The organism is Candidatus Sulfidibacterium hydrothermale (assembly GCF_020149915.1).
GTDB classification, from domain to species: Bacteria; Bacteroidota; Bacteroidia; order Bacteroidales; family F082; genus Sulfidibacterium; species Sulfidibacterium hydrothermale.
The window spans coordinates 2,384,775-2,408,182 of record NZ_CP083760.1; the positions used below are offsets into that span (position 1 = coordinate 2,384,775).

The 23,408-nt window shown below is 43.3% G+C and carries 15 protein-coding genes and 2 rRNA genes; 5 read left to right on the plus strand and 12 right to left on the minus strand.

Features of this window, described 5'->3' with window-relative positions; all coding sequences use genetic code 11:
- Window position 1: 1 nt before the first annotated feature.
- Complete coding sequence (locus LA303_RS09690) at window positions 2–1,189, minus strand: T9SS type B sorting domain-containing protein (protein ID WP_240525084.1); 1,188 nt, start codon at window positions 1,187–1,189, stop codon at window positions 2–4.
- Between the two features lie 254 nt (window positions 1,190–1,443).
- On the opposite strand from LA303_RS09690, the gene msrB reads away from it, so the two are divergent.
- Window positions 1,444–1,863, plus strand: a complete 420-nt coding sequence (gene msrB / locus LA303_RS09695) for a peptide-methionine (R)-S-oxide reductase MsrB (RefSeq protein WP_240527134.1) — start codon at window positions 1,444–1,446, stop codon at window positions 1,861–1,863.
- Between the two features lie 6 nt (window positions 1,864–1,869).
- Here msrB and thrC read toward each other — a convergent pair whose 3' ends face one another.
- The 8 genes from thrC to LA303_RS09735 form a co-directional block, all read right to left on the minus strand.
- Complete coding sequence (gene thrC, locus LA303_RS09700; RefSeq protein WP_240525085.1) at window positions 1,870–3,168, minus strand: threonine synthase; 1,299 nt, start codon at window positions 3,166–3,168, stop codon at window positions 1,870–1,872.
- Window positions 3,169–3,198: 30 nt separating this feature from the next.
- Entirely contained in the window at window positions 3,199–4,125 is a 927-nt protein-coding gene (locus tag LA303_RS09705) for a homoserine kinase (RefSeq protein ID WP_240525086.1), read from the minus strand.
- 3 nt (window positions 4,126–4,128) lie between these two features.
- Entirely contained in the window at window positions 4,129–6,579 is a 2,451-nt protein-coding gene (gene thrA, locus LA303_RS09710; protein WP_240525087.1) for a bifunctional aspartate kinase/homoserine dehydrogenase I, read from the minus strand.
- A 312-nt stretch (window positions 6,580–6,891) separates the two neighbouring features.
- Window positions 6,892–7,329 carry a hypothetical protein gene (locus tag LA303_RS09715; RefSeq protein WP_240525088.1) on the minus strand — a complete coding sequence of 146 codons (438 nt, stop codon included), beginning with the start codon at window positions 7,327–7,329 and terminating at the stop codon, window positions 6,892–6,894.
- 47 nt (window positions 7,330–7,376) lie between these two features.
- Window positions 7,377–10,670 carry a preprotein translocase subunit SecA gene (gene secA / locus LA303_RS09720; RefSeq protein ID WP_240525089.1) on the minus strand — a complete coding sequence of 1,098 codons (3,294 nt, stop codon included), beginning with the start codon at window positions 10,668–10,670 and terminating at the stop codon, window positions 7,377–7,379.
- 115 nt (window positions 10,671–10,785) lie between these two features.
- On the minus strand, window positions 10,786–12,195 hold the full coding sequence (locus LA303_RS09725; RefSeq protein WP_240525091.1) for a peroxiredoxin family protein: 1,410 nt from the start codon (window positions 12,193–12,195) through the stop codon (window positions 10,786–10,788).
- Window positions 12,196–12,289: 94 nt separating this feature from the next.
- Complete coding sequence (coaD, locus tag LA303_RS09730) at window positions 12,290–12,748, minus strand: pantetheine-phosphate adenylyltransferase (RefSeq protein WP_240525093.1); 459 nt, start codon at window positions 12,746–12,748, stop codon at window positions 12,290–12,292.
- Window positions 12,749–12,827: 79 nt separating this feature from the next.
- Window positions 12,828–13,442, minus strand: coding sequence for an NUDIX hydrolase (locus tag LA303_RS09735; protein ID WP_240525095.1), 615 nt, complete (start codon window positions 13,440–13,442; stop codon window positions 12,828–12,830).
- A gap of 97 nt (window positions 13,443–13,539) precedes the next feature.
- On the opposite strand from LA303_RS09735, the gene pyrE reads away from it, so the two are divergent.
- Together pyrE and LA303_RS09745 are read left to right on the plus strand one after the other, a co-directional pair.
- Window positions 13,540–14,190 (plus strand): orotate phosphoribosyltransferase, encoded by a 651-nt coding sequence (pyrE, locus tag LA303_RS09740; RefSeq protein WP_240525096.1) that lies wholly within the window; start codon window positions 13,540–13,542, stop codon window positions 14,188–14,190.
- Between the two features lie 26 nt (window positions 14,191–14,216).
- Window positions 14,217–14,627 (plus strand): SRPBCC family protein, encoded by a 411-nt coding sequence (locus LA303_RS09745; RefSeq protein WP_240525097.1) that lies wholly within the window; start codon window positions 14,217–14,219, stop codon window positions 14,625–14,627.
- A 41-nt stretch (window positions 14,628–14,668) separates the two neighbouring features.
- On the opposite strand, the gene LA303_RS09750 is transcribed toward LA303_RS09745, so the two are convergent.
- A complete protein-coding gene (locus LA303_RS09750) occupies window positions 14,669–15,298 on the minus strand; it encodes a CPBP family glutamic-type intramembrane protease (protein WP_240525098.1) in 630 nt (209 codons plus the stop codon).
- Between the two features lie 295 nt (window positions 15,299–15,593).
- On the opposite strand from LA303_RS09750, the gene LA303_RS09755 reads away from it, so the two are divergent.
- Window positions 15,594–18,938 (plus strand): S41 family peptidase, encoded by a 3,345-nt coding sequence (locus tag LA303_RS09755; protein WP_240525099.1) that lies wholly within the window; start codon window positions 15,594–15,596, stop codon window positions 18,936–18,938.
- A 342-nt stretch (window positions 18,939–19,280) separates the two neighbouring features.
- Window positions 19,281–19,907: a T9SS type A sorting domain-containing protein gene (locus tag LA303_RS09760; protein WP_240525100.1), complete on the plus strand. Its 627-nt coding sequence runs from the start codon at window positions 19,281–19,283 to the stop codon at window positions 19,905–19,907.
- A gap of 257 nt (window positions 19,908–20,164) precedes the next feature.
- On the opposite strand, the gene rrf is transcribed toward LA303_RS09760, so the two are convergent.
- Together rrf and LA303_RS09770 are read right to left on the minus strand one after the other, a co-directional pair.
- A 5S ribosomal RNA gene (gene rrf, locus LA303_RS09765) occupies window positions 20,165–20,276 on the minus strand.
- A 167-nt stretch (window positions 20,277–20,443) separates the two neighbouring features.
- Window positions 20,444–23,359, minus strand: a 23S ribosomal RNA gene (locus tag LA303_RS09770).
- Window positions 23,360–23,408 lie beyond the last annotated feature (49 nt).

Below are 23,408 nucleotides of genomic sequence, written 5' to 3' on the forward strand. Positions count from 1 at the left end.
TTTATTTTTTTCCTGCAAAAATAGTAACAGAACCTTTATAAACCACATTTTTATCTTGATATCCCTGACATTTCAGGACATAAAAATAGGTTCCATCCGGTAATCCGCCACCATCCCAGTCGTTTTTATAATCGTACGACTCAAAAACTTTTCTTCCAAGACGGTTAAAAATAACCAGATGCGTTTTTTCGTAATAATCATTGAGTGGTCTATAGCTATCTGTACCCGAAACAGCAGATGTACTTTTGGTTCCACTGTCGTTGGCATCTTTTGCTTTGATCACAAAATAATCGTTATACCCATCGCCGTTGGGAGTAAAAACATTGGGAATAAACAGCTGAACCGGAAAAATATCCACTACGTGGGTAAAGAGCGTATCACATCCCTGAGGATTATAAACGGTCAAATAGGCCGTATAGGTTCCCACTTCATCAAAGGTATGGGTGATTTCCTTTTCGGGATAGGAATTTTGATCTTTATCAAATTCCCAATAACTATTGGAAATTTTCAGGGTATCTTCCGATAAATTTTCATACGAAAAAGTAATGTGCGGGTTTTGAATGTAAGCCGTATCCGGAGTGGCTGTGATCTTGACTACCGGATTGGGATAAGCACGGGTATAAAAAGTATCAACCGATGCACAACCGTCAGGCGCAGTTACCCGGATAGAATAATACTGATGCGCCCTTAACCCGACAGCCAGCGAAGGATCGCTTGGTGAAATCTGGATGGGTTTAACATTCCAGAAATAGCTGTATTCATCAGGCGAATAAGCACCGGATGCTGTTGCTTTTACCTGGGCTGTATTTCCAATATCCTGGCTGGCATCAGTACAAGTAAGCTGTAACTGGGTAAACGAAACATTAATTTTTGGCCGGACATCCATGTGAAAAGGAGCACTGGAACAAACAGCGCCGGTAACCGGATCGGTAACCGTTACCGTAAAGTCGGCAGGAGCCGTTAAACGTACGGTAATAGAAGCGGTAGTATCTCCTGTATTCCACTGGTATTTCAACCCATTTTGTTCCTGCACCGAAAGGGTGAAAGGCGTATCATAACAAACCGGAGAAGTTGCACTGGAGGTAATGGTGCAGGGAAGCTGTCCCCATGCGGATTCCACCGGCAAAAGCATCAAGCTGCCCCCCATAAACCAAGCCAACAAAACAGAAAAAAATACGTTTTTACTCATGAAAAATGATTCTTTCATCCCGTACGATAATGAAACGCAAATGTATGAATATTATTGGATGACACGTTACCGGGATCACGATTCTAAATTCTCTTTTTCATCTTCTGCCACAGAGAGAAAAACGGACATTTGCCTGCTTCCGGCGGAGTCCGGTCAAAAGCGTTATCTTTGCCGCGAACATGAAAAAGTTATTCTTCTTTATTCTGCTGGCTCCTGTTTTATTATTCGGGCAGCAACAAAACGCCGGAAAGAACGTGCAAAAAGTAAAGTTAAGTGAAAAAGAGTGGATGCAAAAACTAAGTCCGCAACAGTATCAGGTGATGCGGGCCTGTGGTACAGAACCTCCTTTCACCGGGAAATATATTTATAACAAAAAGAACGGAAATTATTACTGTGCTGCCTGTGGGGCTTTGCTTTTTTCATCCGATACCAAATATGATTCCGGATCGGGATGGCCCAGTTTTTATGCTCCGGCCAACAATAAAAATATTATTGAAGTACCGGATACCAGCCACGGGATGAACCGGATAGAAATAAAATGCGCCCATTGCGGAAGCCACCTCGGCCATGTTTTTCCGGATGGCCCCCGTCCCACAGGATTACGTTACTGTGTTAATTCTCTGGCATTAGACTTTCGCGAAACACCGCCTAAAAAACAGGAAAAGAAAAAATAGATCCGGCTATTTTTTGTGCTCCATCAAAAAATCAATCAGTTCCTGCGGATCATTTTTTACCGGAATACTCCTTTTTTTGTGATTCAACCGGACAGACAAGCGTTCTGGAAGCGGTACTTTTACCCCAATCTCTTTTTCCACTACCGTATAAAACTTGGCCGGGTGGGCTGTTTCAAGGAAAATACCACAATCATCCGGATGCTGTTTCATGTATTCCGAAAGTCCGAGCCAGGCTACAGCACCATGCGGATCCAACATGTAACTGGTTTTCCGGTAAACAGTAGCTATAGCCTGCCGGGTTTCATCATCGGTAAAATGAAACGGAACGATAGCCTGACGGGCATCTTCGTAAGAATGGCCATATAACTCCTGAATACGCACAAAATTGCTGGGATTTCCCACATCCATGGCATTGGAAATAGTCGGTACCGAAGCCCTTGTTTTCAAAACCCCGGTCTCAAGATATTGCTGAAAAACATTATTTCTGTTTCCGGCAGCTATAAATTGTTTTACCGGCAAACCGGCACGTTTCGCCAGCAACCCGGCATTCAGGTTACCCAAATTACCCGTCGGAACAGAAATCACCACCGGTTTATTCTGACGGGCTACTTTTCCATAGGCATAAAAATAATAGATGGCCTGCGGCAACAAACGGGCTATATTGATGGAATTGGCCGACGACAGCCGCATTTTCCGGTTCAGTTCATCGTGCGCAAAAGCCGTCTTCACCATCCGTTGGCAATCGTCAAAAGTACCTTCTACTTCAAGTGCTGTGATATTTTGTCCCAGGGTAGTAAATTGCTTTTCCTGCAACCGGCTTACCTTGTTTTTGGGATACAAAACCACCACATCCACATGAGGAATACCAAGAAATCCTTGTGCTACCGCACTACCGGTATCGCCGGAAGTAGCCACAAGGATGGTGGTTTTATCCTGTCCGGAAAAAAGGGCCATAAAACGGGCTAAAGTTCGTGCCCCCACATCTTTAAAAGCCAAAGTAGGGCCATGAAAAAGCTCCAGTGCATATTGATTTTCTGCGACCTCTGCCAACGGCGTATCAAAAGAAAAAACCGCTTCCATACTCTTTTTCAACGCCTCGTCAGAAAGATCACCATCCACATAAGGCTTTAGAAAATGATAACCTATCTCCGGCAAAGAAAGCGCTGGTAATTTTTCGAAAAAGCTTTTTTCCATCACCGGAATCTTTTCCGGAAAATATAATCCTTTATCCGGTGCCAAACCGGTTAAAACAGCCGTTTTAAAAGAAACTTCAGGTGATTGACGATGGGTACTATAATATTTCATTTTCAGACAATTTTTTTAATGATGATAAATTTACGAATGAATGACCCGGCAACCTGATGAAGCAATTCCGGAAGTAAATGTCTCAAAAGGAACATCAATATTCTGGTAAATTTCATACATGACACGGGTAACTTTTTCAGCGGTTTCCTTATCCGCTGACAGGGCAAAAACAGAGGGGCCGGAACCGGAAATACTACATCCGAGTGCTCCGGCATTGAGCGCCGCCTGTTTCAGCTCATCAAACTTGGGGATAAGCATCGAACGAACCGGTTCTACAATTCCGTCGTGCATCGATCGTGCAATCAATTCAAAATCTCCGGTAAACAACCCGGCCGTCAATGCTGCCACATTTCCCCACTGGGTAACCGCATCTTTTAACAAGATAGATTTCTTCAGAATATTCCGTGCATTTTGGGTTTTTACTTCGATCAATGGATGAATCAAACTAACCGACAAGCCGTCGGGAACCGGCAGCGGGATCACATCCAGCGGATGGGTACTACGCACAAGAGCAAAACCACCAAAAAGATTGGGAGCTACATTATCGGCATGCGCCACACCGGAGGCCAACGCTTCGCCCAACATAGCAAACCCGATCAGTTCGTTCTGGTCAAAAGGTTCGCCCAGCAATTGGTTTACTCCAAAGGCTGCTCCACCAGCGCTGGCTCCGCTGGAGCCCATCCCGCTGCCGGGAAGAATTCCTTTTTCCATCTCGATGGAAATACCAAAATCAGGATCCGCCTTTTTCAGCATGGCCAAAGCCACTACCCCGGCCACATTTTTTTCCGGCTCTACCGGAAGTTCCCGGAAATTTTTCATTCGCAAACGCACTCCTTTTTCTTTTGTTTTGCGAAAGATCATACGGTCGCCGGCATTTTCAACGGCAAACCCCATTACATCAAATGCACAGGAAACATTGGCTACCGTAGCAGGAGAAAAAATTGTTATTGCATTCATTTTTTATTGATTTACTATGGAAATAATATCGGCGAAAACACCGGAAGCAGTCACGGCAGCACCGGCACCGGCACCTTTTATTACCAGCGGCTGCTCGTCATAACGCTGCGAAAAGATAAGGACGATATTATCTTTTCCGTCAAGCTGATAATACGGCTGGTCCGGATCAACCATTTGAAGTCCTACTTGTGCTTTACCCCGGTTAAACTCCGCCACATAACGCAGCTTTTTTTGATTTTTTTCGGCCTTTTGGCGTTGCTTTTCCAAGCTATTGTTTTGTTTTTCAAGCTCTTCCATAAACTTCTCCACAGAATCGGCTTTCATTAAATGCTCCGGCAAAAACGGAACCACGGAAACCTCATCCGGTTCTAACGGATAACCGCTTTCGCGTGCAAGGATCAGAATTTTCCGCATCACATCCTGTCCGCTCAAATCAATACGCGGATCGGGCTCGGTATAACCTTCTTCTCTTGCCAGTTTCACAATTTCCGAAAAAGGAGTTTCTCCGGTAAAATGATTGAAAATAAAATTCAGGCTACCGGACAAAACCGCTTGAATCCGGAAAATCTTGTCTCCACTTTTACGCATATCCCTAATGGTTTTCAGAACCGGCAAACCGGCTCCCACATTGGTTTCGTAAAGGAACTTCTTTTTCATGGACAACGCAGTATCGTTGAGCTTTTTATACGTTGAGTAGGAACCGGATGCCGCTATTTTGTTGGAAGCCACAACACTGATACTCGCTTTCAATATCTTTTCGTACAACAGGGCGATAGAATGACTTGCGGTATTATCCACAAAAATGGAATTTCGCAAGTTCATGGCTTTCATTTTTTGTACAAAAAGTTCTTTGTTCATAGGAGTTCCCTGCGCCGCCAGTTGTTTTTTCCAGTTTCCTAATTCAATTCCCGAATCATCAAAAGCCATCAGCCGGCTGTTGGCCACCGCCATTACTTTTATTTCCAATGCATATTCTTTTTTCAGACAGGAATACTGGCGCTGAATTTGCTCTAACAAAGCACTTCCCACATTTCCAACCCCAACCATAAACAGGTGAACTTTTTTAAAAGGAGACAAAAAGAAACGTTCGTGCAAAACATTCAAAGTTTTAACAACATCGTTTTCCTTTACCACAAAAGAGACATTTTTCTCTGTAGACCCCTGGGCTATGGCCCGGATATTGATTCCGTTTTTCCCTAAGGCATCAAACGCTTTTCCGCTTAATCCCAAAGAGGATTTCATTTTATCGCCCACCAAAGCAACAATCGACAAGCCGTTTTCTATAAGCAGACGATCTATTAATCCCAATTTCCGTTCGGCAGCAAACTCATTTTCGATGGCTTTTGTGGCTTTCTCCGCATCTTCCTGACTGACGGCCAGGGTAATAGAATGCTCTGACGATGCCTGTGTAATAAAAATAACGTTTACATTTTGTTGTGACAAACAAGAAAAAAGCCGTGCAGCAGTTCCGGTAACACCGACCATTCCTCCACCCGTAATAGTGAGTAACACAATGCCTTCAATATGAGAAAGTCCTTTTACCGGATGTCCGTTTTCCGTTCCATCCGCATCAATCAATGTTCCCGGAACTTCCGGATGAAATGTATTTTTAATCCATACCGGGATATTTTTTTTCATTACCGGCTGGATACTGGGGGGGAAAATAACCTTTGCCCCAAAATGCGACATTTCCATCAATTCGCTGTAAGACAATTTCGATAACGGCATGGCACTTTCCACCAACGCCGGGTCGGCTGTCATCACACCGTCCACATCTGTCCATATTTCAAGGGCACGGCTACCGGTCATCGCAGCCAGTAAAGCGGCGGTATAATCAGAGCCTCCGCGTCCCAACGTGCTGGGAATCCCCGACCGGGTTGATGCAATAAAACCGGGAACATAAACCGGAAAGGAAGCATTTTTCAGTTGCCGGTCAATTCTCTTTTGGGTTTCAGAAAAATCAACCTGTATGCGTTCCCAGTTTTCTTCTGTGATAATCAATTCCCGGGCATCCTGATAATTAATTGGAATACCCTGTAAACGAAAAGCTTCTGAAATAATCTTTCCGGACAATCTTTCGCCAAAAGAGAGCAACCGGTCATGGACACGCCGGTTCATTTCCTGCAACAAGAAAATCCCAAAACAAATGTCTTCGAGTTCATTCAAGATCATTTTTACGGAAGCCTTTATCTCTCCCTGATTTTTAAACGGGAAAAGACCTTCTATCATCGTCATGTGCCGGGTTTCTATCGTGGCAAGGAAAGATTTATATTCTTCCGAACCGCTCCGGGCCTTCTCTCCACTTTTGTCAAGGAGATTGGTAATTCCGCCAAATGCCGATGCCACAACAATTAACGAAGGTTCTTCTTTGATTTTATCACGAACAATTTCTATGACTCTTTTCACATTTTCGGCCGTAGCTACCGAGCTTCCGCCAAATTTTAAAACCAGCATTTTCTTTCTTTTTCATTTAAACCTTAAAACTTTTCGGGGAAAGACAAGCATAAAAGATGTCCATTCAAAACCTTTTGCTTTGTAAACAGGGAAAAATCCCCCCGGGAATATTATGAAAACATTAACCCCCTAAGGGGTTGTGGTGGTAGTACCGGTAACAACAGACACCAAACGCCCGTGCCCTGAAAAACAGGAGCCTGAAGCAGGAATATGGATGACGGACAATGGTAACATTTTTTATCTGTTATTTACGGGGGTAAATGTAGAAAAAATTCTTTTGAACCTACAAGGAATGAAAAAAAATTCTTTCAGCTATTTGAATTTTGGTTCAAATGAGTCGTAGCTTAACGGCAATTTGGTAAACTGAACAAAATAATTTCCGATATCCGTATAATTATTGTTATTGGCAATAAAAGCATATGACAGCCCGCCTTTCAGTGCCAGCGTGTCTGCACTTTCAATAATAAATGTAGTTCCTTCCTGCGGGTTCACGGCTTTAAAGATCACTTTGCCGGCGCCCAGCTTTTCAATGAGCCACACCGCACTGTCTTTAAAGGTCACATTCGCTATTTTATCGCCATAGGTACTTAAATTATACGCTACTTGGAACGTATCCGGCGGATCAATAATCGGATCAAGATAACTATACAAAGGAATTTCAGGACCTGTGGACGCTTTATTACAATCGGCACCCGAGAAAACAAAGAGGATGGCCACACCAAGTAATAAAAGGCTGACGTAGTTCTTCATGAGAAAGAAAATTGGTTGTTCACAAAAATAACAATTCTTCCTCTCCTTTATACGTTTCTGCCACAACAGTTTTTATATTTTTTTCCACTTCCGCACGGACAAGGATCATTTCGTCCTACTTTTTTGGCCACCCGGACCGGCTGAGGTTTTACCTTTTGCTGGGTATCGGCATTTGCCTGTGACAGCATGTCGCCGCGTTGCTCACGAATCTTGGAACGATCAATTCCGCGGTTGATGTGGGCTTCTTTAAACATCTGCTGGTTCGGATTGTAAATATCGGCACGAACCAGGAAGGAAACCACCTCGCGATTAATCTTTTCAATCATCTGTTTAAAAAGATTAAACGACTCAAATTTATATACCAACAGCGGATCTTTCTGCTCGTACGAAGCATTTTGCACCGATTGTTTCAGGTCGTCCATTTCACGAAGCTGCTCTTTCCAGGCATCATCAATGGTACTCAGCACAATGCCTTTTTCAAAGGCCAGCGGAATTTCTTTTCCTTCCGATTCAACTGCTTTTTTCAGGTTGGCAATAATTTGCACCTGTTTCTGTCCGTCGTAAAACGGAATGGCAATATTTTCGTACTGTGTCTGGTTTTCGTACACATCTTTTACTACCGGCAACGTTTGCTCAATGATCCGGTTTCGTTTAAGCAGGTACGATTTATAAACCTTATCGTACAGTTTTTCGGTAATTTCTGTGGCAGGAAGTGCCAAAAACTCTTTTTCGGTAACTACCGGCTCTGTAGAAAGCATCCGGAGTAACTGCATTTTAAAGTTTTCATAATCGGCATTTTCCTGATTTTCCGTTACAATTTGCTCGCACAAATCGTACATCATATTGGAAATATCCATGGCCAGCCGGTCACCAAAGAGGGCATGACGCCTTTTTTTATAGATGACCTCACGCTGGGTATTCATGATATCGTCGTACTCCAGCAACCGTTTCCGGATACCAAAGTTGTTTTCTTCCACTTTTTTCTGTGCCCTTTCGATGGACTTGGTGATCATGGAGTGCTGAATCACTTCACCTTCTTTCAACCCCAGGCGGTCCATGATTCCGGCCACACGCCCGGAGCTGAACATTCGCATCAGGTCGTCTTCCAACGAAACATAAAACTGTGAGCTTCCCGGGTCACCCTGACGACCGGCACGTCCGCGCAACTGACGGTCAACCCGCCGTGAATCATGCCGTTCGGTACCAATAATAGCCAATCCGCCGGCTTCCACTACGCCGGGTCCCAGTTTAATATCGGTACCACGACCCGCCATGTTGGTGGCAATGGTTACTCTTCCGGCCTGTCCGGCTTCTTTAATGATTTGTGCCTCTTTAAAGTGCAATTTAGCATTCAGAATATTATGATCGATATGCCGACGTGTCAGCATCTTACTCAACAACTCCGAAGTTTCCACCGAGGTTGTCCCCACCAATACCGGACGTTTTTGATTGACCAGATTTTCAATTTCATCAATCACAGCGGCATATTTCTCACGCTTGGTTTTATAAACCAAATCGTCTTTATCTTCGCGGATTACCGGCTTGTTGGTAGGAATTACCACCACATCCAGCTTATAAATATCCCAAAACTCACCGGCTTCCGTTTCAGCTGTACCGGTCATACCGGCCAACTTCTTGTACATCCTGAAATAATTCTGCAACGTAATGGTTGCATACGTTTGGGTGGCTGCTTCCACTTTGACATTTTCCTTGGCTTCAATAGCCTGATGCAACCCGTCGGAATACCGCCGGCCTTCCATAATACGGCCGGTTTGCTCGTCAACGATTTTTACTTTGTTATCAATAATTACATATTCCACATCTTTTTCGAAAAGGGTGTATGCTTTCAGCAGCTGAATAACCGTATGCACCCTTTCCGACTTGATGGAATAGTCGTTGATCATTTCATTCTTTTTCTCCAGCAAATCTTTTTCATCGAGCCCCATATTTTCCAGCTCGGCAATCTTTTCGCCAATGTTGGGCAAAATGAAAAAGTCCGGATCGTTGTATGATTTGGTCAGCAGGTCGATTCCTTTTTCCGTTAAATCGGCCGTATTGTTCTTTTCATCAATCACAAAATAAAGCTCATCATCAATGATGTGCATATTCTTTGCCTGCTCCTGCAAATAAAAGCTTTCGCGTTTTTGCATCAGGGCTTTGTTTCCTTCTTCGCTCAATAATTTGATCAGCGCATGGTTTTTAGGCAATCCGCGGTAAGCGCGGAAAATCAGATCGCCGGCTTTATTCAGCTCATCACCTTTAGGATTGGTTTTTAATATCTTACGCGCATCGGCAATCAGATGGGAAACCAGATTTTTTTGGGCATTGTAGAGTTTTTCCACATCCCCCTTCAGTTTATCAAACTCATGTTTTTCACCGGAAGGTGTAGGTCCTGAAATAATCAACGGAGTACGGGCATCATCAATTAATACCGAGTCCACTTCGTCCACAATGCTGTAATACGGTTCGCGTTGCACCATTTCATCGGGTTCACCTGTCATGTTGTCACGCAAATAGTCAAAACCGAACTCATTGTTGGTTCCGTAAGTTACATCAGCCAAATAAGCTTGGCGACGTTCGTGAGAACTGGGTTCATGTTTGTCAATACAATCTACACGCAGTCCGTGAAATTCCAGCAACATCCCCATCCACTCGGCATCACGTTTAGCCAGGTAATCATTCACCGTTACCACATGTACTCCTTTACCGGGAAGAGCATTCAGATAAACCGGCAGGGTAGCTACCAATGTTTTTCCTTCACCGGTAGCCATTTCGGCAATTTTACCCTGATGAAGTACCACGCCACCAAAAAGCTGCACATCGTAATGCACCATATCCCAGGTAATCAGGTTTCCACCGGCCATCCACTGATTTTTATAATAGGCTTTATCACCTTCAATGCGCACATTATCCATGATTGTGGCCAGATGGCGGTCATACTCATTAGCGGTTACTTCTACTTCATCATTATCCTTAAACCGGCGGGCCGTCTCTTTCATCACAGCAAAGGCTTCAGGAAGAAGTTCATCCAATACTTCCTGTGTTTTGTCGTATATATGAGACGATAGTTTGTCAATGCGGTCATAAATTTTTTCCTTTTCATGCATGGGCATGTCCAGGTTGTTTTCAATTTGTTGCTTGAGAGTATTCAGCTCTTTTTCTTCCTCCGCAATATTGGCAGCAATTTTTTGTTTAAACTCCTGTGTTTTGGCTCTTAGCTCATCATTACTGAGGGTTTTGATACTTTCGTAAGCCTCTTTTACTTTATTGACAATAGGATTGATGGCTTTTCTGTCTCGTGAAGCCTTGTCTCCTATAATCTTTTTAATAAAACCTATCATAATTTAATATCGTTGAGATCTCTTATTATCAATTATTGTTCCGAAATAAATGAACGGTTGTTATCCATTCGTATTTATCAACGTAAAATCTGATGCAAAGGTATTGAATAGCCGTCTAATTTTGTAATCTTTTTTTATAGGCATTAATTACGGAATGAATCCGCTGTTCCAGATTTTCATCCGGCATGGGAGCCGGAGCCATGATAATACGTCCAGCAGGGCCAATTAAAACATATGCCGGGTAATTTACGATTTGATATTTCTCGAGCAGTAGAATATCTTTTCCAAGCAACAGAAAAGGCCATTGCCGTTGTAAAGGCTTGGCATTCTGTATAAAATCAGATGTTACTTTACCGGAAACTATGGTTAAGTTGGTAAAATCAATGAGGTTTTGCTGTAAACTTTTCAGCTGGTTAAGCTGAAAATTACACACCGGACAATGCGTTCCGATAAAGCTTATCAAAACAAATTTTCCTCTAAAATCTTTTAAAGAAAATTCTTTTCCGGTAAAATCAGGCAGCCGGAAAGCCGGAGCTGGTGTTCCGGGTTGCATTTGACGAAGTTTTACCCGGTAATCTTCTGCTATTTTCCTGTTTTCGGCAAAAGGACTTTTGATCTCCATTTGCCGGAAAAGGGCCTCGATATCGCTGGGATCAAATCCGGGCTGATGATAAAGCGATGCCCATTGCACCATTTCGGCAAGCTCTCTCACCCGCCTGTCAGAATTTAAAGCCGGTGCCTGAGCATACAAAGCATCCAGTTTCTGTAAATTATGTTCAGGAATCAGTTGTTGCAATTTATCAAGGGTAACCGGTTTTTTTACCGTTGACTGAAAATAAGCCTGAAAAAAATCGGTAAAAAAGTTCGTGTATTGGATGTTGTTATATAAAACCGGATGACCAGCAAATTCATTCTGTACTATTTCCGGTAACGAGCGCATTCGACCGCCCCACTCCATAGAAGCCAGTGAATAATGAATATACTGCTTAACATACGGATTCTCCACCTGAGAAAAACGCGCTTTTACCTGTTGCTTAAACTGATTGAAAATTTGCCGGTTATGAAATTGATAAACATCACGAAAATGACGATTAATAAACTGGCTGAACAAATCATCGTAACGTTCGATAAAAGCATTTAAGCTGTCATCAGAAGCCTGAAAGGTTGCCTGCAAAGGCGCATAAAACGAATGAAACTGACGGGCTGCCGAATCCTGTGTAATCTGAAAATGATAAACAGCTCCTGGCTGCAGATAAAAAGAAGTTTGTTTCAGATTAACATCCAATAAAGCAAAAGTGGTTTTTTTTAACGGAAACGACAATTCAAAAAATCCTGCCGAATCAGTCCGTACAGCGGCCATCGTTTTTTTTAAGCGTGAAAACTGATCGGCATAAACCCGCACCCGCACCAGACTTCCCGGTTCAAATCCTGAAACCTTTCCTGAAATTTTAACCGTTTGTGCCTGCAGCCATCCTGAAAAAAGCAATAAAAAAGATACACAACCGATTTGAATCTGTCTTCTCATGTTCAACCTGTCTTTTCTTCTCGGGTATAACGCCGTTTTTTCACAGATATTCTGCTTTTTGCCTTTTTAAGAACCTTTTCCAAAAAAACGGTTTTTACAGAACAATTTCCATCGGCACCATTCCGCTGATATCTCCACCATGACGATACACATCACGTACCACCGAAGAAGATATGGGCGTATATTCGGGTTCGGTCAGGATAAAAACGGTGTCAATTTCGGGATACAACCTGCGGTTTATCTGGCCAATGCTCCGTTCAAACTCAAAATCGGCCGATGTACGCAACCCGCGCAAAATAAAGCGGGCATTTATTCTTTTGCAAAAATCTACCGTAAGGCCGGTGTACGTTTGCACTTCCACTGCCGGTTCATCCTTAAATACTTCTTCTATCCAGGCTTTCCGCTTGGTCAAAGAGAACATCTGCTTTTTTTCTGAATTTTTGCCGATAGCAATAACGATCTTGTCAAACAGAGGCAAAGCACGACGAATCACCGATACATGCCCCAAGGTGATGGGGTCAAAAGAACCAGGAAACAGGGCTATTTTTTCCATTTTTCTAAATTAAATTTGAAAGGGTAAAGATAACAAGAGTTCTCCTTCCGGAGAAAAAAGTTTCCAGACATTTACATTTCTAAGCATATAAACGGCAAACCGGATCTTGTAAATTATCCCGCAATGACCGGTATGTTTGGCGAAAAGCCTCACGGCATTCTTCAGCACTCAGCCATTTCACTTCCGAAATATCCTCTTCAAGCTGAGGCTTCAAGGCACCATTGTATTCCGTTTCCATCCAAAACCAAAACGTTTTTTTCAAATATAATTTCTCTTTGTAGTAATAAAAATGAAAACTCGATGGTAGCTTACCGGTAATCTGTAATCCGGAAACACCAGTCTCTTCTTCTACTTCGCGCAAAGCACAATGTTCTGCCGCTTCCTTTCCATCTACTTTACCTTTGGGCAAGTCCCAGATATTCCAGCGGCGGATAAACAGCAGCTGATTCTCGCGATTGCGTACCACACCGCCGGCAGCTTCAACATAATGAAATTGTTTTTTCAGGTCATGAAACAATTTCTTTTCTCCTGCTCCCGTAATGGCCACATCTTTTCGCTGATTTTCTTCATCAATCCAGTTTTTCACAAACCGGATGAAAGCTTTTTTATCCTGAAATTCTATGGGAGCTTCCGGATATTCATCTTTTTCATCTAATAAAAACAACACATTATCAAGATAATAAATGGGTATCATGGCATAATTTTTTTACAAAAATAAGCATTCTTTGTCCAGCGGGTTCTTTTGTCGGAATCGGAAAAAGTTTTACTACAAAAAATTTTATTTTTGTTGCATGGTATTCAATTCGGAAACGGCAGAGCAAACGGCCCGGAAATTACTGGAAACAGATGCTATTCGGTTACAACCGGAACATCCTTTCACCTGGGCTTCCGGTTTGCACTCGCCCATTTACTGTGACAACAGACGCACACTCTCCTATCCGGCCATCAGAACATACATCCGGCAGGAGTTATCCCGGGCTATAAAACAATTCTTTGAGAATGTCCAAATAATTGCCGGTGTAGCCACAGCAGGCATTCCGCAAGGGGTGCTGGTGGCCCAGGAACTGGATCTGCCCTTTATTTATGTAAGGTCTTCGGCCAAAAACCACGGACTAACCAATCAAATTGAAGGCCATTGGGAAAAAGGTCAAACTGCAGTTGTTGTAGAAGATTTAGTCTCTACCGGCAAAAGCAGTCTGGCTGCCGTTAAAGCACTAAGAGAAGCCGGAATCCGGGTAGCCGGAATGGTTTCCATATTTACTTATGATCTGCCTGTAGCAGATGAAAACTTCCGGGCAGCGCAATGCAAACTGATTTCTCTTTCTGATTATCACTATCTGATACAAACGGCACTCGAAGAAAATAAAATCACAAAAAAGATGATCAATTCATTACAAGAATGGCGAAAAGACCCGGAAAAATGGAGTCAGGCCCATTCATAACCTTTTTTATTTAAAAATATAAACAGATGAAAATAGACGGAAAAGAAGCTCATGTGGGAGCAAGTCAAAATAAGGTTTTTGAGTTCTTGAGCAATTTTAACAATTACGAAGCATTAATGCCCGAACAAATTGTCAATTGGCAATCATCAGAAGAAACCTGTTCTTTTACCATCAAAGGAATTGCTGACATTAAACTAAAATTTGCCCGCAAGGAGCACCCCTCTTTACTGGAACTTGTTCCTGATGGCAAAAGTCCGGTAAACTTCAGTCTGTTGGTAAAAATTTCTCCCGACACTTTAAATGAACAACACAGCACGGTCCAGGTACATGTAGATGCCGACCTGAATCCGATGCTGGCCATGTTTGCCCGGAAACCTTTTGAAAATCTGGCCAATACTATTTCTATGGAGTTAGAAAAGGTTTTTGCCAACCAATAAATTTGCCCGGTATCAGAAATTTTGCTTTTCTGTTTCGATGTTCATATTTTTCCTAAGATAATAGGAAAAAGGAATAACATATTGTACGAAAAATGGAATAGTATAGAATAGACTATTCCAAAACGCATCCGGATATATCCTAATACCAAGCCAGCAAAAAGTTGGGGTAAAACTAACAAAGGTCCCCAAAAAAGGAGCGACCAGGATAAAGGGGAAAAATTGCCAATATGCAGCATCCCAAAAAGCAAACAACTCAAATAAAAAAACAGTCTAAAATGCTTTAAAAACCACTTCTGAAATCTTTTTAACCCATTTCTTTTCACTAATAAAATGGCGGGTACCAATAATAAACCTGCCAGAAATATCATTCCCTTTGTTTTTCCTAATAAAAGATCAAAAATGAAGACAGCGGAAAAAAAGGAAACATACCAAACCAAATTTTTCACAGAAGGCTTCAACAACAACCGAAACAAGAATTCCTCCAACACAGGGGCTGTTATGGCCAGGAAAAGTATTTTTAGCAACGATTTTCCCTTTAACATATCCAGTAAATTATGCAGATGCAACGCTTTCATCAATCCATAAGAAAGAATATTTAAAGGAATGCTGTAAAACCAAACGAAAAAAAATAAAAAGAAAAATAATTTCCACTTTATCTTTTCTCTTTTCAAATAAACCGGATTCTTAAAATAGGCAACCAAATTTTTTGTAACAGCATACATCACAAGGTCTCTTTGAAACGAGTTTATTTACACACAACAAAAGTACTCTCTTTAAATTCTTTTTCAAAAACAAGCTCCCGGTTTCAATATGAATTTGGGTTAAAATTTCTTAATTTTTTTAATTCTTAGAAAGGTATCCTTTACCTTTGTACCTTATAATAAAGGCCGTGATTTAGGCGACAAAAATTTTGGACACATTACCATGAACCAAAAAACCCAAAAAATAATTTTTAAACATTTTATCATGAAAAAAAACAGCTTATTTCGACTCATTCTTCTGCTGTTTCTCAGTGGAAGTACAGTAGCTGCCTTTTCAGCTACTCCGGAGCAAAATCATCTGCTCTGTCGTTTTCCCACCCTGCACAACAACACCATTGTGTTTGAAGCAGCCGGTAACTTATGGAAAGTAAACCGGGAGGGAGGCACCGCCGTCCGGCTGACAACTGACGGAGGGTATGACATGATGCCCCGGTTTTCACCCGATGGTAAAACCATTGCCTTTACCGGACAATACGACGGAAATGTAGATGTTTACACCATCCCGGCGGATGGTGGCCCAGCAAAAAGACTCACCTACCATTCTGACGTAGTAAAAAAGGCTCCTACCCGCTGGGGACCGAATAACATGGTGGTTACCTGGACACCCGACGGAAAAGATATCGTTTTTCTTTCCAGAAGAAACACCTGGAATTCCTGGTTTGGCCAATTGTTTGAAGTCAATAAATTAGGAGGACTTCCCCAACAACTCCCGTTGCCCAAAGGCGGAGTACTTTCCTACAGCCCTGATGGCAGCAAGATTGCTTACAATCGTATTTTCAGGAACTTTCGTACCTGGAAACATTATAACGGAGGACTGGCCCAGAACATCTGGATATATGATTTAAAAACACATGCCATTCAGCAGGTTACCAATTGGAAAGGAACCGAAACCTATCCCATGTGGTACAAAAACACCATTTATTTTGCATCCGATCATGGTCCGGCCAACCGGCTGAATATCTGGGCTTACAATACGCAAACCAAAACGTTCAGACAAGTTACCCATTTTAAAGACTACGATGTGGATTGGCCTTCTCTTGGCAATAACGGTATTGTTTTTCAGGAAGGAGGAAACCTTTATGTACTGGATCTTCCATCGGAACAACTGCATAAAATCAATGTAACCGTTCCTGCTGACGGCGTACGTACCCGGCCACGTTGGGTAAACGTAAGCAAACAAATCCGCAGTTTTGATATTGCCCCTAATGGCAAAAGAGCCCTTTTTGATGCCCGTGGCGACCTTTTCACGGTTCCGGCCAAACATGGCGCTATTCGCAATCTTACCCATAGCTCAGGAGCACAAGAACAATATGCCAGCTGGTCTCCTAACGGCAAATGGATTGCTTACATGACCGACAGAACCGGAGAGAATGAACTGGCTATCCGGCCTTCGGACGGATCCGGTAAAGAAGAAATTCTTACCCATTTCAAAACCGGTTATTTTCTGCATCCGGTATGGAGTCCGGGAAGTGCTAAAATTGCTTTTTCCGATAACATGCATCAACTTTGGTACATCTCACTGAAAGACAAAAAAGCAGTTCGTATTGACCAGGACAAACTGAATCCGATTAGAAGCTACAGTTGGTCGCCTGATGGTAAATGGATTGCTTATACTAAAACCAACAAAAGCGGTCTGCAACAAATCTATTTTTACAATTTGGATAATAAAAAAATCACCAAAGTAAGTACGGGGATGTACAACGACAATGATCCCGTGTTCTCGCCTGATGGAAAATATCTCTATTTTGTTTCAGCCCGTCATGAGAATCCCACTTTCAGCGAAACGGAATTTAATATTGCCACGCTGAAAATGACCGGAATTTATGTGGCTACACTGCAAAAAGGTGAAAAATCACCGTTTGCTCCGAAATCAGACGAAGGTATTCCTTCAACACAAAAGAAAAAATCATCCGCTGCCGGTCCGTGGAAACCGGAGGCTTCTGCTCCTATTCATATTGATCTGAACGGATTGATGCAAAGAGCAGTATCACTTCCCATTGAAGCCAATGACTACGGAAATCTTCAGGTTTTCGGAAATAATATTTATTTCCAAACCTACCCGCTGCAAACCATCGAAGGGCCTTTGCCAGGAAGTGGAGAAAGCGCACTAAAAGTCTACCATCTTAACAAGAAAAAAGAAACTACGATTCTGAAAAACCACGTGGGAGCTTACGTACTTAGTGCCGATGGAAGTACAATTCTGTATACGGAAAAAGGGAAATTTTATATGATTCCGTCAAAGGCCACAAACGGAAAAGATGCCCACATGCTGGCAACCGCAAATATGAAAACACAAATCAATCCCAAAGCCGAATGGGATGAAATGTATCATCAGTCATGGCGACTTTTCCGCGATTACTTCTATAATTCTAAAATGAACGGAGTAAACTGGGAAGAAATCGGAAATCGCTATGCCAAACTACTTCCCCAATTGGGTTCTCGTGAAGATCTGAATTACCTGATTGGCGAAATGATTGGCGAATTGGGCAATTCACATACTTATGTTTGGGGTGGTGATGATGATTACACCGGCAAATACAATCCTACCGGATTACTGGGAGTAGATTTTGGCTTAAATAAAGCATCCGGACGATATTACTTCAAAAAGATCTACCAGGGCGATAACACCCGAGAAGGTTATCATTCTCCGCTTACACAACCTGGTGTAAATGTAAAACAAGGGGATTATCTTCTTGCCGTAAACGGACAGCCTTTAAAAGCACCGGTTAATCCTTACAGCTTGTTTGTTAACACGGTAGGAAAACAGGTAACCCTTACCGTAGCCAGCGATCCTGCCGGAAAAAATAAACATGACGTAGTTGTTAAACCTATTTCCAGTGAACTGAATCTGCGTTTATTAAACTGGATCCGCACCAAACGGCAATACGTCAATAAAAAATCAGACGGAAAAATCGGCTACATTTACCTGTCCGACATGGAAGCCTTGGGAATGGATCAATTTGTCCATCAATTTTACCCGCAAATCAGCAAACAAGGGTTGATCATCGACGATCGCTTTAATGGTGGTGGATTTATCGACCAGATTGTTCTTGAACGGCTCAGAAGAGTGCTCATCGGGATGAGCACTGACCGGGTACGTGGCGCACTGCGTTATCCAGCTCAAGTACTTAACGGACCGAAAGTCACGCTGATTAATCACTATTCTGCTTCTGACGGCGACATGTTCCCCTATTACTTCCGCAAATACGGTTTAGGTCCACTGATCGGAACCAGAACTTGGGGAGGAGTAAGAGGTTATAGCAATGTATGGACACTCATTGACGGTGGTAGTCTGGTCGTTTCTCAAAACAGTATTTACGGACTGGATTCGAAATGGATCATTGAAAATCACGGTGTCAGTCCGGATATCCGGGTCGATGATTTGCCAGGAGATGTTATGGCTGGAAAAGACAAACAACTGGATACAGCCATCGATTATCTCATGAAGAAAATCAAAGAACATCCGGAAAATCTTCCGCAACCACCAAAAGAAATGCCGGCTTATCCATCAGGAAAAGATGCATCAGGCACCAATCCTGCTAATCCATAAAATCAATTCAATGCGCTTTGCAACGGCTGTTTCTTTTACAGAAACAGCCGTTTTTTTACTCTAAATAAAGGCATTGTATCTGCCTGATTAACAACATTAAGACAGCTGTTATAATCCTGTACCGCCACTTCCATTGTTCCCTGTACAATTTTCCAGCTTAGCACATATTTATGACGCATCAAGTTACCTACTCATCGTAATAATTGTTCTTTTCTATATTTTAAATGTTCCGAAACTTTTATATTACAGTCCTTTAATCAAGCAGAACAAGCAAAAAGCAAATTTTTAGATAAAACAGCCTAAAAAAAAACATTTAACTTTGATAAAAAATTAAAAACCGTTATGAAATATTTTTCCCTTGCGGCAGGTTTTGTTTTGCTAAGTCTAATGGTTTCTGCCCAGACGTATCAAACCCAGACTAATCTTGTACTGGAAAAGTTCGCTGCAGATTATTCCAATTTGTCTATCACCAAAGGCCCCACAGAAATAATTATCAACGATACATCTTATGCCGTGGCAGGAGCGATATCAAACGGCAGTATGGTGGTGGCTATTTCGTGGAAGGGACAAAAAGTACCTGGTCAAAATACAGCTATATACACTTTTTTGCAGTACGATACCACATCTATATCTATTACAGCTTTTGGGACGAAGTTATTTGAAGATATTGCTGCACAATTTAATTTGTCTGGGGTCAACAATGCGAAAAAGCTAAGTCCTGGCCAAGTGTTTCCCAATCCTTCTGCAGGTCGCTTTACGTTCGTGCTTCCTGATCAAACAGGTGAATGCATAATCCGAATTTTTGATAACTCTGGAAAATGCATCAGGCAAAAGAAAGATATTCTTACCGCAGGCCATATCAATATCAACCTAACCGATCTGGTGGCAGGAAACTACCTTGCAAAAGTTCACACCCTACATAAAATTTATATTTTTCATTTACTTATCATCCAGCCTATTGCCGATTAGTGATAACAAAATCCAATGAAAAATATTTGAAGCAAATGGAGATAGTTAAAGCTTTCTCATGAGTTTATAAATACATCGCATTTTACTGAACCAGAATTGCTTTGTATTGATCTATCTTTAAATAATTTCATATTTTTTATTCAGGAAATAATACCTACCCAATTAACACAGATGTTGTCAACAGCGCCATTCAGGCAGGCTTAATCTCTTATACCCACAAAAAAAAGCCCCAACACAATGTGCTGAGGCTTTTAAAAATTCGGCGACGGCCTACTTTCCCACCTGGTATGGCAGTATCATCGGCGCTGGCAGGCTTAACTTCTCTGTTCGGAATGGGAAGAGGTGGTCCTTGCCGCTATAGTCACCCTAAGATCTTGATGTTTGATGGTGAATATTATCAGATGTCTTATCTCCTTTCTTCTGACTTCCGTCTTCTCTCTTCCAACTTCTGTCTCCCATCTCCCATCGCCAATATCTTTGACATCATTCGAAAAAACATACAACTTAGCTCTAAAACCGGTAAAAGGTGAATCGCAGTTAAAAAGTCTTCGGGTAATTAGTACTGCTCGGCTTTGACATTACTGCCTTTACACCTGCAGCCTATCTACGTCATCGTCTCTAACGACCCTTATAGGAAGCCTCATCTTGAGGTGAGTTTCGCGCTTAGATGCTTTCAGCGCTTATCTCGTCCAAACTTAGCTACCCTGCGATGCAGCTGGCGCCACAGCAGGTCCACCAGAGGTTTGTCCAACCCGGTCCTCTCGTACTAGGGTCAGGTCCTCTCAAGCTTCCAACGCCCACAACAGATAGGGACCGAACTGTCTCGCGACGTTCTGAACCCAGCTCGCGTGCCATTTTAATGGGCGAACAGCCCAACCCTTGGGACCTTCTCCAGCCCCAGGATATGACGAGCCGACATCGAGGTGCCAAACCACTCCGTCGATGTGAGCTCTTGGGAGTGATCAGCCTGTTATCCCCGGAGTACCTTTTATCCTTTGAGCGATGGCCCTTCCATGCGGAACCACCGGATCACTATGCCCTACTTTCGTACCTGCTCGACTTGTTGGTCTCACAGTCAAGCACCCTTATGCCATTGCACTCTACGTACGGTTACCAACCGTACTGAGGGTACCTTTGGAAGCCTCCGTTACTCTTTTGGAGGCGACCACCCCAGTCAAACTACCCACCAAACACTGTCTCCGCCTTCCGGCGGATTAGGCGCCAAATAAGCAAAGGGTGGTATTTCAAGGGCGACTCCACGAAACCTGGCGGCTCCGCTTCACAGTCTCCCACCTATCCTACACATTACTTATTCAGCGTCAATGTTAAGCTGTAGTGAAGGTTCACGGGGTCTTTCCGTCCCGTTGCGGGTAAACGGCATCTTCACCGTTACTACAATTTCACCGAGCTCATGGCTGAGACAGTGCCCAGATCGTTGCACCATTCGTGCAGGTCGGAACTTACCCGACAAGGAATTTCGCTACCTTAGGACCGTTATAGTTACGGCCGCCGTTTACCGGGGCTTCAATTCAGAGCTTCTCAGACAAGACGAATCCCGTCTGATGACCCCTCCTCTTAACCTTCCGGCACCGGGCAGGTGTCAGGCCTTATACCTCATCTTTCAATTTTGCAAAGCCATGTGTTTTTGATAAACAGTCGCCTGGGCCATTTCTCTGCGGCCTGCCTTTCGACAGGCGCCCCTTCTCCCGAAGTTACGGGGCCATTTTGCCTAGTTCCTTAGCCATGAATCACTCGAGCACCTTTGGATCCTCTCCTCGACTACCTGTGTCGGTTTGCGGTACGGGCATCTTATATCTGACGCTTAGAGGTTTTTCTTGGAAGTAGGATTAGGGCCACTATCCACGCATCCGAAGATTTGTGGTACTATCCACTTTCAGCAAGCTCTGCGGATTTGCCTACAGAGCCTATACCTACGGTGTTTAACGTACTATTCCGTCAGTACGCGGGCCTTTCACTCCTCCGTCTCCCCATCGCAATATAAGATGGTATCGGAATGTTGACCGATTGTCCATCGACTTCCCCTTTCGGGTTCGCCTTAGGTCCCGACTAACCCTGATCCGATTAGCGTTGATCAGGAAACCTTAGTCTTCCGGTGTGCGGGTTTCTCACCCGCATTATCGTTACTTATGCCTACATTTGCTTTTCCAGACACTCCAACAGGCCTTACAACCCATCTTCAACGTAACTGGAATGCTCCCCTACCAATAAATAATTACTTACTTATTCCATAGCTTCGGTAATGTGCTTGATGCCCGATTATCATCCATGCCAAACCGCTCGACTAGTGAGCTGTTACGCACTCTTTAAATGAATGGCTGCTTCCAAGCCAACATCCTAGCTGTCTCTGCAGTCTGACCTCGTTATGTCAACTTAGCACATATTTGGGGACCTTAGCTGATGGTCTGGGTTCTTTCCCTCTCGGACACGGACCTTAGCACCCATGCCCTCACTGCTGGTAATCATGTCATAGCATTCGGAGTTTGTCAGGGTTTGGTAGGCGGTGAAGCCCCCTAGCCCAATCAGTAGCTCTACCTCTATGACACTAGTACCAACGCTGCTCCTAAAAGCATTTCGGGGAGTACGAGCTATCTCTCAGTTTGATTGGCCTTTCACCCCTACCCACAGCTCATCCAAAGACTTTTCAACGTCTACTGGTTCGGTCCTCCACCCCGTGTTACCGGGGCTTCAACCTGGCCATGGGTAGATCACCAAGTTTCGCGTCTACCCCCACTGACTCTTTCGCCCTGTTCAGACTCGCTTTCGCTCCGGCTGCTCCGCTTTAACGGATTAACCTCGCCAGTGAGGAGTAACTCGTAGGCTCATTATGCAAAAGGCACGCCGTCATCCGCCAGTTGGCGGACTCCGACCGCTTGTAAGCGCACGGTTTCAGGTTCTATTTCACCCTCCTGCTCGGAGTACTTTTCACCTTTCCCTCACGGTACTTGTCCACTATCGGTCTCTCAGGAGTATTTAGCCTTGCCGGATGGTGCCGGCCGATTCAGACAGGATTTCACCGGTCCCGCCCTACTCAGGATACCACTACGCCGATAAATCAATTTCGCTTACGGGACTATCACCCCCTACGGTCCATCTTTCCAGATGTGTTCTGCTATCAATTTATCGTCCGATATCGTGGTCCTACTACCCCAATATTGCCGTAACAATACTGGTTTGGGCTCCTCCGCGTTCGCTCGCCACTACTTACGGAATCACTATTGTTTTCTTCTCCTCCGGCTACTTAGATGTTTCAGTTCACCGGGTTCGCCTCCGCCAATTGGCGGATGATACCGCTTCACGGTACCGGGTTGCCCCATTCGGAAATCTCCGGATCAAAGGTTATTTGCACCTCCCCGAAGCTTATCGCAGCTTGTCACGTCCTTCATCGCCTCTGAGAGCCTAGGCATCCACCGTACGCTCTTAGTAACTTTTTTAACTTTCCTCTTTTACTCGATTCTCTAGTAAAATTGTATGCTTTTTCTC

Excerpts from the sequence above, each read along its gene's own strand:
- LA303_RS09690 (WP_240525084.1), bottom strand. The coding sequence starts at position 1,189 with ATGAGTAAAAACGTATTTTTTTCTGTTTTGTTGGCTTGGTTTATGGGG.
- thrC (WP_240525085.1), bottom strand. The coding sequence starts at position 3,168 with ATGAAATATTATAGTACCCATCGTCAATCACCTGAAGTTTCTTTTAAA.
- LA303_RS09705 (WP_240525086.1), bottom strand. The coding sequence starts at position 4,125 with ATGAATGCAATAACAATTTTTTCTCCTGCTACGGTAGCCAATGTTTCC.
- thrA (WP_240525087.1), bottom strand. The coding sequence starts at position 6,579 with ATGCTGGTTTTAAAATTTGGCGGAAGCTCGGTAGCTACGGCCGAAAAT.
- LA303_RS09715 (WP_240525088.1), bottom strand. The coding sequence starts at position 7,329 with ATGAAGAACTACGTCAGCCTTTTATTACTTGGTGTGGCCATCCTCTTT.
- secA (WP_240525089.1), bottom strand. The coding sequence starts at position 10,670 with ATGATAGGTTTTATTAAAAAGATTATAGGAGACAAGGCTTCACGAGAC.
- LA303_RS09725 (WP_240525091.1), bottom strand. The coding sequence starts at position 12,195 with ATGAGAAGACAGATTCAAATCGGTTGTGTATCTTTTTTATTGCTTTTT.
- coaD (WP_240525093.1), bottom strand. The coding sequence starts at position 12,748 with ATGGAAAAAATAGCCCTGTTTCCTGGTTCTTTTGACCCCATCACCTTG.
- LA303_RS09735 (WP_240525095.1), bottom strand. The coding sequence starts at position 13,442 with ATGATACCCATTTATTATCTTGATAATGTGTTGTTTTTATTAGATGAA.
- pyrE (WP_240525096.1), top strand. The coding sequence starts at position 13,540 with ATGGTATTCAATTCGGAAACGGCAGAGCAAACGGCCCGGAAATTACTG.
- LA303_RS09745 (WP_240525097.1), top strand. The coding sequence starts at position 14,217 with ATGAAAATAGACGGAAAAGAAGCTCATGTGGGAGCAAGTCAAAATAAG.
- LA303_RS09755 (WP_240525099.1), top strand. The coding sequence starts at position 15,594 with ATGAAAAAAAACAGCTTATTTCGACTCATTCTTCTGCTGTTTCTCAGT.
- LA303_RS09760 (WP_240525100.1), top strand. The coding sequence starts at position 19,281 with ATGAAATATTTTTCCCTTGCGGCAGGTTTTGTTTTGCTAAGTCTAATG.